This window comes from Azospirillum palustre (assembly GCF_002573965.1).
GTDB classification, from domain to species: domain Bacteria; phylum Pseudomonadota; class Alphaproteobacteria; order Azospirillales; family Azospirillaceae; genus Azospirillum; species Azospirillum palustre.
This window is the reverse complement of sequence record NZ_PDKW01000040.1, coordinates 750,619-766,231: the sequence shown is the minus strand read 5'-3', so window position 1 is coordinate 766,231 and position 15,613 is coordinate 750,619. Positions and strand designations below refer to the sequence as shown.

General features: G+C 68.2%; 14 protein-coding genes. 12 read left to right on the top strand and 2 right to left on the bottom strand.

Features of this window, described 5'->3' with window-relative positions:
- The first annotated feature begins 149 nt into the window (after nt 1-149).
- The 12 genes from CRT60_RS13305 (at nt 150) to CRT60_RS13250 (ending at nt 12,745) form a co-directional block, all read left to right on the top strand.
- On the top strand, nt 150-1,205 hold the full coding sequence (locus CRT60_RS13305) for an ABC transporter substrate-binding protein (protein WP_244592465.1): 1,056 nt from the start codon (nt 150-152) through the stop codon (nt 1,203-1,205).
- A gap of 156 nt (nt 1,206-1,361) precedes the next feature.
- Nucleotides 1,362-2,435 (top strand): ABC transporter ATP-binding protein, encoded by a 1,074-nt coding sequence (locus CRT60_RS13300; protein WP_098736850.1) that lies wholly within the window; start codon nt 1,362-1,364, stop codon nt 2,433-2,435.
- Entirely contained in the window at nt 2,432-3,370 is a 939-nt protein-coding gene (locus CRT60_RS13295) for an ABC transporter permease (RefSeq protein WP_098736849.1), read from the top strand. Before CRT60_RS13300 ends, CRT60_RS13295 begins: the two co-directional genes overlap by 4 nt.
- Nucleotides 3,367-4,167 (top strand): ABC transporter permease, encoded by an 801-nt coding sequence (locus CRT60_RS13290; protein WP_098736848.1) that lies wholly within the window; start codon nt 3,367-3,369, stop codon nt 4,165-4,167. The genes CRT60_RS13295 and CRT60_RS13290 overlap by 4 nt, the downstream gene beginning before the upstream one ends.
- 234 nt (nt 4,168-4,401) lie before the next feature.
- Nucleotides 4,402-5,211, top strand: a complete 810-nt coding sequence (locus CRT60_RS13285) for an ABC transporter permease (RefSeq protein ID WP_098736847.1) — start codon at nt 4,402-4,404, stop codon at nt 5,209-5,211.
- Nucleotides 5,212-5,309: 98 nt separating this feature from the next.
- Nucleotides 5,310-6,326 (top strand): ABC transporter substrate-binding protein, encoded by a 1,017-nt coding sequence (locus CRT60_RS13280; protein WP_098736846.1) that lies wholly within the window; start codon nt 5,310-5,312, stop codon nt 6,324-6,326.
- Nucleotides 6,327-6,402: 76 nt separating this feature from the next.
- Nucleotides 6,403-7,227 carry an ABC transporter ATP-binding protein gene (locus tag CRT60_RS13275; protein ID WP_098736845.1) on the top strand — a complete coding sequence of 275 codons (825 nt, stop codon included), beginning with the start codon at nt 6,403-6,405 and terminating at the stop codon, nt 7,225-7,227.
- Between the two features lie 123 nt (nt 7,228-7,350).
- Nucleotides 7,351-8,715, top strand: coding sequence for an enolase C-terminal domain-like protein (locus tag CRT60_RS13270; RefSeq protein ID WP_098736844.1), 1,365 nt, complete (start codon nt 7,351-7,353; stop codon nt 8,713-8,715).
- Nucleotides 8,712-9,863 (top strand): Gfo/Idh/MocA family protein, encoded by a 1,152-nt coding sequence (locus CRT60_RS13265; protein WP_098736843.1) that lies wholly within the window; start codon nt 8,712-8,714, stop codon nt 9,861-9,863. Before CRT60_RS13270 ends, CRT60_RS13265 begins: the two co-directional genes overlap by 4 nt.
- Nucleotides 9,864-9,952: 89 nt before the next feature.
- A complete protein-coding gene (locus CRT60_RS13260; protein WP_098736842.1) occupies nt 9,953-11,113 on the top strand; it encodes a dihydrodipicolinate synthase family protein in 1,161 nt (386 codons plus the stop codon).
- Nucleotides 11,113-11,979: a sugar phosphate isomerase/epimerase family protein gene (locus tag CRT60_RS13255; protein ID WP_098736841.1), complete on the top strand. Its 867-nt coding sequence runs from the start codon at nt 11,113-11,115 to the stop codon at nt 11,977-11,979. Before CRT60_RS13260 ends, CRT60_RS13255 begins: the two co-directional genes overlap by 1 nt.
- A gap of 73 nt (nt 11,980-12,052) precedes the next feature.
- The gene (locus CRT60_RS13250) at nt 12,053-12,745 is read left to right on the top strand and encodes a TetR/AcrR family transcriptional regulator (RefSeq protein WP_098736840.1); all 693 of its coding nucleotides are present in this window, start codon (nt 12,053-12,055) and stop codon (nt 12,743-12,745) included.
- A 34-nt stretch (nt 12,746-12,779) separates the two neighbouring features.
- On the opposite strand, the gene CRT60_RS13245 is transcribed toward CRT60_RS13250, so the two are convergent.
- Both CRT60_RS13245 and CRT60_RS13240 read right to left on the bottom strand, forming a co-directional pair.
- Nucleotides 12,780-14,360, bottom strand: coding sequence for an MFS transporter (locus CRT60_RS13245; protein WP_098736839.1), 1,581 nt, complete (start codon nt 14,358-14,360; stop codon nt 12,780-12,782).
- Entirely contained in the window at nt 14,357-15,511 is a 1,155-nt protein-coding gene (locus CRT60_RS13240; protein WP_098736838.1) for an HlyD family secretion protein, read from the bottom strand. The genes CRT60_RS13245 and CRT60_RS13240 overlap by 4 nt, the downstream gene beginning before the upstream one ends.
- Nucleotides 15,512-15,613: the final 102 nt, after the last annotated feature.

The window sequence follows — 15,613 nt, the reverse complement described above, 5'->3', positions numbered from 1 at the left end:
CGAAGCCTCAAGAAATAAAGCCCGCAGCAGACGGCCGGAAAGGTCAGATGCGGTAAAAGCGGTGCTCCGGAACGCAATGGACATGCGGTCCGCAGATCGGGCTCCGATGAATCCGGGATCGTAAACAGGGACATAGGCTCTAGAGGAGAATGACGATGCGCTCGGTGATGTGCGGGTTGATGGCGACGGCGGCCCTGTGGTGCGGCATGGCCGCGGTGCAGACGGCGGCAGCCCAGGAAAAGACGCTCTATGTCGCCGCCTATGGCGGGTCGTTCGAGCAGACCATGCGCAAGGACATCATCCCGGCCTTCGAGAAGGCGAACGGGGTGAAGATCGAGTATGTCGCCGGCAACTCCACCGACAACCTCGCCAAGCTGCAGGCCCAGCGTGGCAACCAGCAGATCGACGTCGTCATCCTCGACGACGGCCCGATGTACCAGGCGGTGGCGCTGAACTTCTGCGCCGACCTGGAGAAGGCGCCGGTCTATGACCAGCTCTACGATCTGGCGAAGATGCCGTCGGGCAAGGCGATCAACTTCGGCGCGGTCGGCACCGGCATCCTCTACAACAAGGCCTGGTTCGACGAGAACAAGATCCCGGCCCCGACCTCGTGGAAGGACATCGAGGATCCGCGCTTCAAGAAGAAGCTGGCGATCCCGCCGATCAACAACAGCTACGGCCTGCACGCGCTGGTGATGATGGCCCGCCTGAACGGCGGCGGCGAGACCAACATCGAGCCGGGCTTCAAGGAGTTCAAGGACAAGATCAACCCGAACGTGCTGGCCTATGAGCCGTCGCCGGGCAAGATGACCGAGCTGTTCCAGAGCAACCAGGCCGTCATCGCCGTCTGGGGCTCGGGCCGCGCCAAGGCGCTGGCCGACACCGGCTTCCCCGCCACCTTCGTCTATCCCAAGGAAGGCGGCATCGTGCTGGGTTCCGCCGCCTGTCAGGTCGCCGGCAGCAAGAATGCGCCCGAAGCGCAGAAGTTCATCCAGCACATGCTGGGCGTCGAGGCGCAGACCGCTCTCGCCGTCAGCGCCGGCTTCGGCCCGGTGAACAAGACGGTCGAGCTGCCCGCCGAGAAGCAGGCCGGCATTCCCTACGGTCCGGAACAGGTCGGCAAGCTGCTGGTGGTGGACTGGGACACCATCAACAAGAACCGCGAGATCTGGAACAAGCGCTGGACCCGCGAGATCGAGCGCTGAGGTAAGGCTGCTTATCCCCTCTCCCCCCCGGGGAGAGGGTTAGGGTGAGGGGGTCGCAAGGTAAGGATTCTCGAGAATCCATGCAGTGCATCCCCCTCACCCCGACCCTCTCCCCGGGGGGGAGAGGGGGACTAAGGGGAAGAGGGAGACGACGGCATGGCTTATCTGGTTCTCGACCAACTGACCAAGCGCTTCGGAAACTGGACGGCGGTCGACAACGTCTCGCTGACCGTTGAGAAGGGCGAGCTGATTTCGCTGCTGGGGCCGTCGGGCTGCGGCAAGACCACCACCTTGCAGATGATCGCCGGCTTCCTCGACGCCGATGGCGGCCGGGTGATGCTGGACGGCCAGGATCTGCTGGCGAAGAAGCCGAACGAGCGCGGGCTCGGCATCGTCTTCCAGAGCTATGCCCTGTTCCCGCACATGACCGCCGCGGAAAACGTCGCCTTCGGGCTCGAGATGCGCAAGATCAATCGCGCCGACCGCGACCGCATGGTCGCCGACGCGCTGAAGCTGGTCGGGCTGGAGCAGTATGGCGACCGCCACCCGCGCCGGATGTCGGGCGGCCAGCAGCAGCGCGTCGCCCTGGCGCGCGCGCTGGTGATCAAGCCGAGCCTGCTGCTGCTGGACGAGCCGCTGTCGAATTTGGACGCCAAGATGCGCGAGGAGATGCAGATCGAGCTGCGCCGCATCCAGCGCACCGTCGGCACCACCATGATCCTCGTCACCCACGACCAGTCGGAGGCGATGGCGCTGTCCGACCGCGTGGTGGTGATGAACAAGGGCCGCATCCAGCAGGTCGCCACCCCGCAGGACGCCTACGACCACCCGGCCAACGCCTTCGTCGCCAACTTCCTGGGCCGCACCAACCTGCTGCCGGGCATGGTCGGCGGCGGCTCGGCCGGGACCGTCATCACGGTGGCCGACAGCGTCTGGCCGGTGGCGCAGCCGATGGCGGCGGGTCCGGGGGCGCTGGCCGTGCGGCCGGAGAAGATCGGCTTCGTCGATGCCGGCGGCCTCAGCGGCACCGTGCTGGCCCGCGTCTTCCAGGGCACGCAGTGGCTGTTCGAGATCGAGACCGCCGCCGGGCGGCTGATGGTGATCCGCCAGCATGACGGCTCGCCCCTGCCGGCGGAGCGCGAGCGGGTGATGGTCGGCTGGCGGGCCGACGACATGGCGGTGATGCCTGCTGGCCCGGATACGGTCTTCAATGCCCAGGAGGCGGCATGAGCATGGCGGCCTCCACCGAAAGCCAAGTGCAGGCGACTGCCGCAAATCCCTCCACCCACGCACCGCCGCCGCGCCGGCCGCGCCGCTGGCCCTGGACACCCTATCTGCTGAGCGCGCCGGGTCTGGCCCTGTTCGCGGTGCTGCTGCTGGTGCCGCTGGCGATGACCTTCCTCTTGTCGCTGAACAGCTTCAGCTTCTATGGCGGCATCGAGAATGTCTGGCAGATCGGCAACTATGCCGACATCATCGCCGACAGCTATTTCCACGAGGTCTTCCTGCGCACCTTCCGCATCGCCGCGGTGGTGACGCTGCTGTGCGCGCTGTTCGGCGCGCCGGAGGCCTACATCCTGCGCCGGATGAAGTCGCCGTGGCGGGGCTTGTGCCTGCTGATCGTGCTGGGGCCGCTGCTGATCTCGGTGGTGTCGCGGACGCTGGGCTGGGCGCTGCTGTTCGGCTCGACCGGGCTGGTCAACCAGGGGCTGATGGGGCTGGGGCTGATCGCAACGCCCATCGAGTTCATGTACACCGAGACCGGCGTGATCATCGCGCTGACCCATGTGCTGGTGCCCTTCATGGTGCTGTCGGTCTGGGCCTCGCTCCAGCGGCTCGACCCGCAGGTGGAGAATGCGGCGCTGTCGCTGGGGGCCGGGCCGCTGACGGTGATGCGCCGGGTGGTGCTGCCACAGATCGTGCCGGGCATCCTGTCGGGGTCGATCATCGTCTTCGCGCTGGCGGCCAGCGCCTTCGCCACCCCGGCGATCATCGGCGGGCGGCGGCTGAAGGTGGCGGCGACGCTCGCCTATGACGAGTTCCTGAACACGCTGAACTGGCCCTTGGGCGCCACGGTGGCGGTGCTGCTGCTGATCGCCAACGTCGTCATCATCGTCGGCTGCAACCGGCTGGTCGAACGTCGCTACAAACAGGTGTTCGAATGAACCGCAACGGCCCGCTCGCGCTGATCTTCCACGTCCTGTTCTTAGGCTTCCTGCTGGCGCCGATCCTGATCGTCTGCGCGGTGGCCTTCACCTCGCAGGGCTATCTGTCGCTGCCGACCGAGGGGCTGTCGCTGCGCTGGTTCCGCGCCATCGGCGACAATCCGGAATTCATCCGCGCCTTCAAGGACAGCCTGCTGCTGGGGGCGGTGTCCTCCACCCTGGCGATCCTGGTGGCGGTGCCGGCCGCACTCGCCATCGCGCGCCACCAGTTCTTCGGGCGCGAGGCGATCCAGGCGCTGTTCCTGTCGCCGCTGATGGTGCCGCACATCGTGCTCGGCATCGCCTTCCTGCGCTTCTTCACCATGATCGGGCTGGGCGGCACCTTCGCCGGGCTGGTGCTGAGCCATGTCATCATCATCCTGCCCTTCGCGCTGCGGCTGATCCTGGCGGCGTCGACCGGCATGGACCGGGCGGTGGAGAATGCGGCCGCGTCGCTGGGTGCCTCGTCCTGGACCTGCTTCCGCCGGGTGACGCTGCCGCTGATCCTGCCGGGCGTCGCCAGCGGCTGGGTGCTGGCCTTCATCAACAGCTTCGACGAGGTGACGATGACCGTCTTCATCGCCTCGCCGGAGACCACCACCCTGCCCGTCCGCCTGTTCCTCTACATCCAGGACAACATCGATCCGCTGGTGGCGGCGGTGTCGGCGGTGCTGATCTTCCTGACCGTGGCGGCCATGCTGGTGCTCGACCGCGTCTATGGGCTGGAGCGGCTGCTGGTCGGCAAGGGCCGCGACTGACACGGCACCTCTTCCTCAAGGTTTCCTCCCTGACCTGCCCCGCGCCTCCCCGGTGCGGGGTATTTTTTTGCGCGGCATCGGAGCCGTTCCGCCGATGGTTCGGAAAGCAAATGATTCGTCCGCGCCATTTTCTGTGTTGACCGCAGGGGGCATGCGGACGTACTTTTAACCAGCCGGTTAAAACATAGCGACCGCCACACTGGTCGCCCCGAGCCCGCCGGCCGGAGGAGACGCATGGAACCCCGCTCTCGCTCGGGCGCAGCGTTGCGCCTGCTCAATTCCGACTGGGTCCGCCCCATCCTGCTGATGGTCATCCTGCTGGTTCTGTGGGATCTGTCGGTCCGGGTGTTCGGCGTTCCCGCCTATCTCGTGCCGAAGCCCGGCGACGTCGTGCTGGCGATGATCGACGAATGGCCGCGCCTGCTGGCCGAATCCGTCCCCACCTTCACGGCCACGCTCGGCGGCTTCGCGCTGTCGGTGCTGTTCGGCATTCCCATCGCGATGCTGATCGCCGGATCGCGCGTGGTCGAAGCCTATGTCTACCCGCTGCTGGTCTTCTCGCAGTCGATCCCCAAGGTCGCCATCGCGCCGCTGTTCGTGGTGTGGTTCGGCTTCGGCCTGATGCCGAAGGTCATCGCCGCCTTCCTGCTGGGTTTCTTCCCGGTGGTCGTGTCGGCGGTGCAGGGCTTCAAGTCGGTCGACAACGAGATGATGGACCTCGCCCGCTCGATGAAGGCGTCGCGCCTCCAGACCTTCCAGATGGTCAGCCTGCCGCATGCGCTGCCGGCGATCTTCGCCGGGCTGAAGGTCTCGATCACGCTGGCCGTGGTCGGGGCGGTGGTCGGCGAATTCGTCGGCTCCAACTCCGGCATCGGCTTCGTCCTGCAACGCTCCATCGGCAATTTCGAGCTGCCCTTGATGTTCGCGGCGCTGACCGTGCTGGCGCTGATGGGCGTCGTGCTGTTCTGGGTCATCGACGTGGTCGAGCGCTTCTCCATTCCCTGGCACTCCAGCCAGCGCCACAAGGCCAATCTCGGGGCCTGACGGCACTTCAAAGCATCCATTCATCGACAAGAACCCCGACGCCGCACACCGCAGGCCGACGGGGCGATCCACCACCCATGGGAGGACCAACGGTCGTGATGAAGAAAACCATCGTCGCGGCGCTCTGCGCCTTTGCCGCCTCCACCCTGCCGGCGCAGGCCGCCGACAAGGTGACGCTGATGCTGAACTGGTACGTCTATGGCGAGCACGCGCCCTTCTATTACGGCAAGGACAAGGGGCTGTACGAGGCCGAGGGCATCGACCTGGAAATCCAGGAAGGCCGCGGATCGGCGGTGACGACGCAGCTGGTCGCCGCCAAGGGCGTCACCTTCGGCTATGTCGACGTGCCGACCATGATCAAGGCCGCCATGAAGGGCGCGCCGGTGACCTCGCCGGGTGTGCTGCTGCAGACCAGCCCGATGTCGGCGATGGGCTTCACCGAGAAGAACATCCGCAAGCCGGAGGACATCAAGAACCGCATCGTCGCCATGACGCCGGGCGACAGCATGTCCCAGATCTGGCCGCTGTTCCTGAAGAAGACCGGTCTGAAGGAGCGTGACTTCGAGGTGGTGTCGGGCGACGCCCAGACCAAGCTGAACGCCGTCATCAACGGTCAGGCCGATCTGCTGCTGGGCTATGTCATGGACCAGAGCATGAAGATCAAGGACGCCACCGGCAAGTCGGTGACGCCGATCCGCTTCGCCGATTACGGCGTCAACATGGTCTCGTCGGGCATCATCGCCAACACCGACATGATGAAGAGCAACCCGGACCTCGTCCGCCGCTTCATGGCCGCCACCACCAAGGCGGTCGAAGAGGCGGAGAAGGCGCCGAAGGACGCCGCAGCATCCATCCTGAAGGCCAACCCGAAGGGCGGCAAGCCGGACACCTTGCAGGAAGGCTTCGAGCTGACCATCCCGCTCTACCGCACCAAGGAGACGGAGAAGCTGCGGCCCTTCCAGGTCACCGACGCCAACATGAAGGAGACGGTCGATCTGCTGGTCGAGTATGGCGGGCTGGACGCGGCGGCCAAGGAGAACCCCAAGCGCTTCTACACCCGCGAGTTCCTGCCGCCCGACCCGGCCGCCGCCGCCGTGAACGCCGCCGCCAAGTAAGCGCGAGCCAGACGTGACCGACCGGCCCACCGCACGGCCCACCGCCCAGCCCACAGCAGGGAGCGACGAGGAGAGCATGGCACAGCCTCAGTTGAAACTGGTCGGCGAGGCGGCGACGCAGCGCCTGTCCGGCGAGCCGCTGATCCGCATCGACGGCGTGACCAAGACCTACCGCACCCGCGACGGCGAGGTGCCGTCGCTCCGCCCGATCACCTTCGACGTGCGGCCGGGCGAGTTCCTGGTGGTGGTCGGTCCGTCCGGCTGCGGCAAGTCCACCCTGCTGAAGATGCTGGCCGGCCTGCTGCCGGTCAGCAGCGGCACCATCAAAATCGAAGGCGACACGGTCACCGAGCCGCACGACGACACCGGCATCGTCTTCCAGAGCCCGACCCTGCTGGCCTGGCGGTCGGTGCTGCGCAACATCATGCTGCCGGTGGAGATCCGCCGCCTGCCGCGCGAGCGTTATCTGGAACGCGCCCACAAGCTGGTCGAGATGACCGGGCTGAAGGGGTTCGAGAACAAGTATCCCTGGCAGCTGTCGGGCGGCATGCAACAGCGCGCCGCCCTGTGCCGGGCGCTGGTGCACGACCCGAAGATCCTGCTGATGGACGAGCCGTTCGGCGCGCTCGACGCCATGACGCGGGAGCGGATGAATGTCGAGCTGCAACGCATCCAGCACGAGACCGGCAAAACGGTGATCCTGATCACCCACTCGATCCCCGAGGCGGTGTTCCTGGCCGACCGGGTGATGGTGATGTCGGAACGGCCCGGCACCATCGCCGCCACCTACGAGGTCCCGCTGCCGCGCCCGCGGACGCTGGACGTCATGGGCGACCCGACGTTCATCCAGCTGACCCAGACCATCCGCAAGCATTTCGCGGCGCAGGGTCACCTCGACTGAGGCTGCCGCGCGGCAGTCGACCCCTCCTTGAAAACCCCTCTCCTGCCTTGGGGAGGGAATGGCCCCTTGCGTCCGCAGGGGGAGGGAGGGCGCACGGCACATCCCGACACGAAGGACCATCCCATGTCCGCCCCCCGTCTCCGCATCCGCGCCATCGAGCTGTACGAACGGCCCGTCCGTTTCGTGAAGCCGTTCCGCTTCGGCGCGGTGACGGTGGAGGCCGCCCCGCAATCCTTCGTCCGCGCCCTGGTCGCGGTCGAAGGACAGGGGGAGGCCTGGGGGGCGACGGCCGAGATGATGATGCCGAAATGGTTCGACAAGACGCCGGATCGCAGCCCGGCCCAGACGGTGGACGGGCTGCGCCGCTCGCTGATCGAAGCGCGCGACGCCTATCTGTCGGACGACCGCCTCGACACCGCCTTCGGCCATCACGCCGCCTACAGCCCGATGCTGGAGCCCAAGCTGGCCGCCGCCTTCGGGCCGGCGCAGATCGACAAGGCGGTGTTCGACGGGCTGCTGCGGGTGCTGGGCCTCAGCGCCTTCGACGGGCTCGGCGGCAATGTCGGCGGGCTGGATGCGCGGCTGGCACCCGACCTCGCCGGCTTCGATCTCGACGGGTTCCTGCGCGGGCTGTCCCCGCTGCCGGAGGTGGAGCTGCGCCACACGGTCGGGCTGCTCGACAAGGCGGAAGATTTGCGCGCCCTGCTGGAGCGTTCGCCGCTGCGCTGGTTCAAGATCAAGCTGGGCGGCGACGCTGCCGCCGATGCCGAGCGGCTGGCGGAGCTGGCCGGCGTGCTGGAAACCGCCGCCCCCGGCTACCGCGCCACGCTGGACGGCAACGAACAGTATCGCGACGCCGCCCATGTCGCGGAGCTGCTCGACCGCATCGACGCCTCCCCGGCGCTCGCCGGCTTCCGCAGGGCGCTGGCCTATCTGGAACAGCCGATCGCGCGGGAGGCGGCGCTCGCCCGGCCGCTGGGCGCGGTGGCGGAACGGGTGCCGGTGATCATCGACGAGTCCGACGACGGCTACGACGCCTTTCCGCGCGCCCGCGCGATGGGCTATCGCGGGGTGTCGTCGAAATCCTGCAAGGGCCTCTACAAGGCGATGGTCAACCGCGCCCGCTGCGCGGCCTGGGGGCCGCCGCACTTCATCTCCGCCGAGGATCTGACCTGCCAGGCCGGTCTGTCGGTGCAGCAGGACACCGCGCTCGTCGCCTTCCTCGGCATCCCGCATGCCGAGCGCAACGGGCACCAGTATGGCGAGGGCTTCGGCAGCCCTGCCGAGGCCGACGCCTTCCTAAAAGCCCATCCCGGTTTCTACGACCGCCGCGCCGACGGCACGGTCAGGCTCGCCACCGGCTCCGGCCGGCTGCCGACCGCCGCGCTGCGCGGTCCCGGTTTCGCGTCTTCCGCGGGTCCCGACCGGACCACGCTTTCCCCCCTTTCAAACCCGACATCAGCGTTTTCCGAAGGAGTCCTCCCATGAGCACCAAGCGCCTTGGCCTCATCATGCACGGTGTCACCGGGCGGATGGGCATGAACCAGCACCTGATCCGCTCGATCCTGGCGATCCGCGCCCAGGGCGGCGTCACCCTGTCGGACGGCTCGCGCGTCATGCCCGACCCGATCATCGTCGGCCGCAATGCCGAGAAGATGCAGGAGCTGGCCCGACGCCACGGCATCGAGCGCTGGAGCGACAACATCGACGCAGCACTGGAAAACCCGGACGACGTGATCTTCTTCGACGCCGGCACCACCCAGATGCGCCCGACGCTGCTGGAAAAGGCGATCCGCGCCGGCAAGCATGTCTATTGCGAGAAGCCCATCGCCACCAACCTGGACGAGGCGCTGCGCGTCGTCCGGCTGGCCGCCGAGGCCGGGGTGAAGAACGGCACGGTGCAGGACAAGCTGTTCCTGCCGGGCCTGGAGAAGCTGCGCATGCTGCGCGACAGCGGTTTCTTCGGCCGCATGCTGTCGGTGCGCGGCGAGTTCGGCTATTGGGTGTTCGAAGGCGACTGGCAGGCGGCGCAGCGTCCCTCGTGGAATTATCGCGAGGAAGACGGCGGCGGCATCATCCTCGACATGATCTGCCACTGGCGTTACGTGCTCGACAACCTGTTCGGCACGGTGAAGAGCATCTCCTGCCTGGGCGCCACCCACATTCCGGAACGCTGGGACGAGAAGGGCAACCCCTACAAGGCGACCGCCGACGACGCCGCCTATGCGATGTTCGAGCTTGAGGGCGGGGTGATCGCCACCATCAACTCGTCCTGGTGCACCCGCGTCTACCGCGACGATCTGGTGACCTTCCACGTCGACGGCACCAACGGCTCGGCGGTCGCAGGATTGACCGACTGCGTGATCCAGCCGCGCCAGGGCACGCCGCGCCCGGTGTGGAACCCCGACCAGAAGCAGACCATCGACTTCTACGACACCTGGCAGCCGGTGCCCGACAACGCCGTGTTCGACAACGGCTTCAAGGTGCAGTGGGAGTCCTTCATCCGCCATGTGGTCGAGGACACCCCCTACAATCACGGCCTGATCGAAGGCGCCAAGGGCGTCCAGCTGGTGGAATGCGCGATGCAGAGCTGGCGCGAACGCCGCTGGGTCGACGTGCCGGCCATCGAGGGCTGAGGCGTTCGCCGGGGAGGGGTGCCGCGACCGCCCCCTCCCCCACCCCTCCCCCGGCCCCTCCGCTGCGACTTATCCCAGGAATACCGCCCATGCCGACCATCCGCCTCCCCCGCGCCGACCGCAGCATCGAAAGCTACACGCTGGCCCCGCCGCGCGGCTTTCCCGCCCGCACCGAACGGCCGCTGACCCGCATCGCCTTCGCCGCCGCCCATATGGTCGCCGACCCGCTGGCCGAGTGCGACCCGTGGCTGGCCCCGGCCATCGACTGGGACCGCACCATCGCCTTCCGCGAGCATCTGTGGGACCTCGGCCTTGGCGTCGCCGAGGCGATGGACACGGCGCAGCGCGGCATGGGGCTGGACTGGCCGACCTCGCTGGAGCTGATCCGGCGGTCGCAGTCGGCGGCCAAGGCGCGCGGCGGGGTGATCGCCTGCGGCGCCGGCACCGACCATCTGCCGCCGGAGAACGCCCGCAGCGTCGACGACGTCATCCGCGCCTATGAGGAGCAGATCGAGGCCATCGAGGATCTCGACGGCCGCATCATCCTGATGGCGTCGCGCGCGCTGGCCCGCGTCGCCACGGGACCGGAGGATTACGTCCGCGTCTATGGCCGCATCCTGTCGCAGGTGAAACAGCCGGTGATCCTGCACTGGCTGGGCGACATGTTCGACCCGGCGCTGGCCGGCTATTGGGGCACGGCCGACGTCGATGCGGCGATGGACACCGCGCTGTCGATCATCGGCGACTTTGCCGCCAAGGTGGACGGCATCAAGATCTCGCTGCTCGACAAGGACAAGGAGATCGTCATGCGGCGGCGTCTTCCGGACGGCGTGCGCATGTACACCGGCGACGACTTCAATTACGCCGAGCTGATCGCCGGCGACGGGCAGCACAAGTCCGACGCGCTGCTCGGCATCTTCGACGCCATCGCTCCCGCCGCAGCCGCGGCGCTGGCCCATCTGGCCGAGGGCGACGAGGCGGGGTTCCACGACATTCTGGCGCCGACCGTGCCGCTGTCGCGCCACATCTTCAAGGCGCCGACCCGCTTCTACAAGACCGGCGTCGTTTTCATGGCCTATCTGAACGGCCATCAGGACCATTTCACCATGGTCGGCGGGCAGGAGAGCACGCGCTCCACCCTGCATCTGGCCGAGCTGTTCCGGCTGGCCGACAAGGCCGGGCTGCTGTCCGATCCCGACCGTGCGGCCCAGCGGATGGCGGCGGTTCTGGCGGTGCGGGGGATTTCGTGATGCGCGATTTCTCCACGGACCATCGCTGGCTGTCGATCAACACGGCCACGGTGCGCAAGCAGGGCAATCTGGTGGAGATCCTCGACGCCTGCGCCCGCCGCGGCATCCGTGCCGTCGCGCCCTGGCGCGATCAGGTGGCGGCGGTCGGGCTCGACGCCGCGGTGCAGGCGGTGCGCAGCGGCGAGCTGGCGCTGTCCGGCTATTGCCGCGGCGGCATGTTCCCGGCCGACCCGTCCAAGGCGGCGGAGGTGCGCGACGACAACCGCCGTGCGGTGGACGAGGCGAAGGCTTTGGACGCGGCGTGTCTGGTGCTGGTGGTCGGCGGGCTGCCGCAATTCTCCCGCCCCGGATCGGCCGCAAGCAAGGACATCGCGCTGGCCCGCTCGCAGGTCGAGGACGGCATCGCCGAGCTGCTGGACTATGCCCGCAAGGCCGGCATGCCGCTGGCCATCGAGCCGCTGCACCCGATGTATGCCGCCGACCGCGCCTGCGTGAACACGATGGCCCATGCGCTCGACCTCTGCGACCGGCTGGATCCAGGGAAGTCGGGGGCGCTGGGGGTGGCTGTCGATGTCTACCATGTCTGGTGGGACCCGGATCTGGAGGCGCAGATCGCCCGCGCCGGTAGAGAACGGCTGCTGGCCTTCCATGTCTGCGACTGGCTGGTGCCGACCACCGACCTGCTGCTCGACCGCGGCATGATGGGCGACGGCGTCATCGACATCCCGCGCATCCGCGGCTGGGTCGAGGCCAACGGCTTCGCCGGCTATTCGGAGGTGGAGATCTTCTCGCAGGCCAACTGGTGGGAAAAGCCGATGGGCGAGGTGCTGGACACCTGCATCGAGCGGCACCGCAGCGCGGTTTGAATTCACGGCTCGACGCTTCTACCATGGGGGAGAACCAGCCCCCTCCCCCGGACCGCAGGAGCCGGCTTCCCGCATGGACAGCCTGACCGACACACCCGAGACGGTGCCGCCCGCCCCCGCACCCGCCAGAGGCGCCGCGGCGCCGGCCAAGGTGACCCGCGACCCGGAGGGCACGCGGGCCCGCATCATGGCCGCCGCGACGGAGGAGTTCGCCCGCTACGGCCTGGGCGGCGCCCGCGTCGACCGCATCGCCGAGCAGGCCGGCACCAACAAGCGCATGCTCTATTACCATGTCGGCAACAAGGAGGAGCTGTATCTGGCGGTGCTGGAGGATGCCTATGCCCACATCCGCGAGACCGAACGCACGCTGAACCTGGACAAGCTGGCGCCGCCCGAGGCCATCGCGCGGCTGATCGGCTTCACCTGGCAGTATTTCATCGACCATCCCGAATTCATGGCCCTGCTGAACATCGAGAATCTGCACCGGGCCGAGCTGCTGAAGACCTCGGGGCAGGTGCAGTCGATGCACTCCCCCTTCGTGCAGATGATCGGCGACGTGCTGGCGCGCGGGGTGAAGCAGGGGGTGTTCCGCGCCGGGGTCGATGCGGTGCAGCTCTACATCTCCATCGCCGGGCTGTCCTACTTCTATTTGTCCAACGTCCACACCCTGTCGGTAATCTTCGGCCGCGACCTGCTGGCCGACCCGGCGCGGAAGGAGCGGCTGGACCATATGGTGGAGCTGGTGCTGAAGTCGCTGCGGCCGTGAGACGATGGGAGGGGTGGTCGGAGTCTGACCACTCCTATTGTTTGGGCGCCGGGCGCAGCAGGGCGATCAGCAGCAGGCCGCCGACGATCAGCCAGGCGATGACGACGAAGCCGTCGATGTAGGCCAGCACATAGGCCTGCTTGCGCACCGCCGCCGCCAGCAGCGACAGGGCGCGGTCGGTCGCCTCCTCAGGCCCGGTGGAGCGGGCGGCGAGCCGCGCCATGCCGCCGGCCAGCCGGTGGACGGTGTCGGTGCCGCCAGCCACCACGTCGGACACCAGCCGGAAGCTGTGGAACTGCTCGCGCACACGGACGAAGGTCTGCATGAAGGCGGCGCCGAGCTCGCCGCCGAGCAGGCGCGAGGTCTGCAACAGGGCGCCCAGCGCCAGGATGTGGGCCTGGGACAGGTTCTTGATGTTGAAGTAGATCAGCGAGGTCATGGCGAAGGACTGGCCGAAAGCCTGGAGCATCTGCGACGGCAGGAAATCGGCGCCGACCCAGTCCGCCGTCAAATGCGAGGCGAGCCAGCAGGCGAGCCCCACCGCGGCGAAGCCCGCCGCCATCACCACCCGCGGATCGGCATGGCGCAGCAGCGTGCCGACCAGCGGCGCCAGCAGGAACTGCGGCAGCGCGATCAGCAGCAGCGTGTCGCCGACCTCCAGCGCGCGGTAATTGTTCACGGTGATCATGAACTGCGGCACCAGATAGGCGGTGGACAGCATGACCAGCCGCAGAAGCACCAGCAGCAGGCACAAGAGCGGGATGTTGCCGCGGAAGAGCGCGCTGAAGGTGATCCAGGGCTTGGGGCAGGTCAATTCCTGCACGACGAAGGCGCCGACCAGCAGGCCGCCGGACAGGAAGAGGCCGGTGATCAGGCCGGAATTGAACCAGTCCAGCCGGTTGCCCTGGTCGAGCCCGGCATAGAGCAGGGCGAAGCCGAGGCTGGCATAGGCGATGCCCCACCAGTCGCCGTCCTTCAGCAGGTCGCGGCGGACCGGCTCGGCCGGCATGCCGAAATGGACGCACAGCGCCATCAGCGGCGCCAGCAGCGCGGTGTCCCAGAACAGCCAGCGCCAGTCGAGGTGCTCGATCACCCAGCCTTCGACCGAGGCGGCGAAGTTCAGCGACAGCTCGACATTCATCGCATAGACGGCGATGCCGTAGACGACGTAGCGCGGCGGCAGGTTGCGGACGATGAAGCCGATGGTCAGCGGGATGAAGGTGCCCGACGACAGCCCGGCCAGCAACTGGAAGGTCAGCACCCCGGTCAGCGTGCCGGTCAGCGGCAGGGCCAGCATCGCCAGCCCGTAGGTGAGGGAGGACACCAGCAGCACCCGGCGCGGCCCGAACACCACGCCGAGGAAGGCGGCGGCCGGAGCGACCAGCATCTGCGCCACGGTGTAGGCGGTGGTGATCCAGGCCCCCTCGTCGAAGCCGGCGCCGATGGCGCCGCGGATGTCGGCCAGCCCGAAGGTGGTGATGCGCGAGGTCAGGGTGGAGATCAGCGCCCCCAGCATGACGCCGAGCAGCCCGACGATGGGATGATGGGTCAGGATCGGCTGGGCCGGGCGCAGCAGGATCCGGGACAGCCGCCCGCCGGCCAGTCCGACGCTCACGATCCCTCCTCCTTCACGTCACCATCCGTATCAATGGTGACGACGACGGACATGCCGGGCCGCAGCCGGTCCTGCAACGGGTGGGGGCTGTCGAGAACGATCTTCACCGGGATGCGCTGGACGATCTTGGTGAAGTTGCCGGTGGCGTTGTCGGGGGGAAGCAGGGCGAACTGGCTGCCGCTGGCCGGCGACTGGGCGGCGACCCGGCCGGTCAGCGTCACGTCGGGGAAGCTGTCGATGCGGACCGTCGCCGGCAGGCCGGACCGGATCCGCGTCATCTGGGTTTCCTTGTAGTTGGCGATCACCCACACCGCCGGCAGCGGCACCAGCGTGACGATCTGGCTGCCCTGCCCGACATACTGGCCGGGGCGGACCTGCCGCTGGCCGACCATGCCGTCGGCCGGAGCGCGGATCGTCGTGCGGTCGAGCGTGATGCGGGCGAGGTCGAGATCGGCCTGCCGTTGCAGCCGGGTCGCCTTGGCCTGGCGCACCTGCACGTCGATGCCGTCGAGCGCCGCCTTCTGCTGGTCGACCTGGGCCTGTCCGGCCTCCAGCGCCGCCTGGGCCCGGCGCGAGGTCGCCTGCGCCTGTTGCAGCGCCTGGAGCGTGCCGGCGACGCCCTGCTCGGTCAGGGAGCGCTGGCGCGCCTCCTCCAGCCGCGCCCGCCACGCCTCGGCCTCCAGCCCATGGACGTTCGCCTCGGCCTGATCGACCAGGGCGCGCTGGGTGCGCTTCTGGATGTCGAGCTGGGCGATGGCCGCATCGGCGGCTTCAAGCGCCGCGTCGGCCTGCTGCACGCGGGCGCGGTAGTCGTCATCGACGATCGTCGCCACCGGGTCGCCGGCCTTCACCCGCTGGAAGTCCTCGACCGGCATGTCGCGGACGACGCCCGCCACCTGGGCCGACAACGGGGTGATGTCGGCCTGGAGATAGGCATCGTTGGTGGACTGGCGCGCGGCGGAGCCGAGCCAGCGGTCCCAGCGCGTGGCAAAGGCCACCAGCAGAACCACCGCCAGCCCCAGCACCGCCAGCCGCACCAGCCAGGGGCTCCAGGCAACCGGCGGGGCCGGCGGCGGAGCGGCCGGAGGCGGTAAGGGCTGTTGGGCCGCTTGCTGGCCCACCGGCTGGGTTGGCGCTGCGGCATCGCTCATGCGGGGCTCTCCATCGGAATCGGCCTGTCGAGATGGCCGACCCTACGCGATGGCCCGCGGAAAAGCGCCTTGCACCAAGGTGTAGCTCCGCTTGGGGAGCCG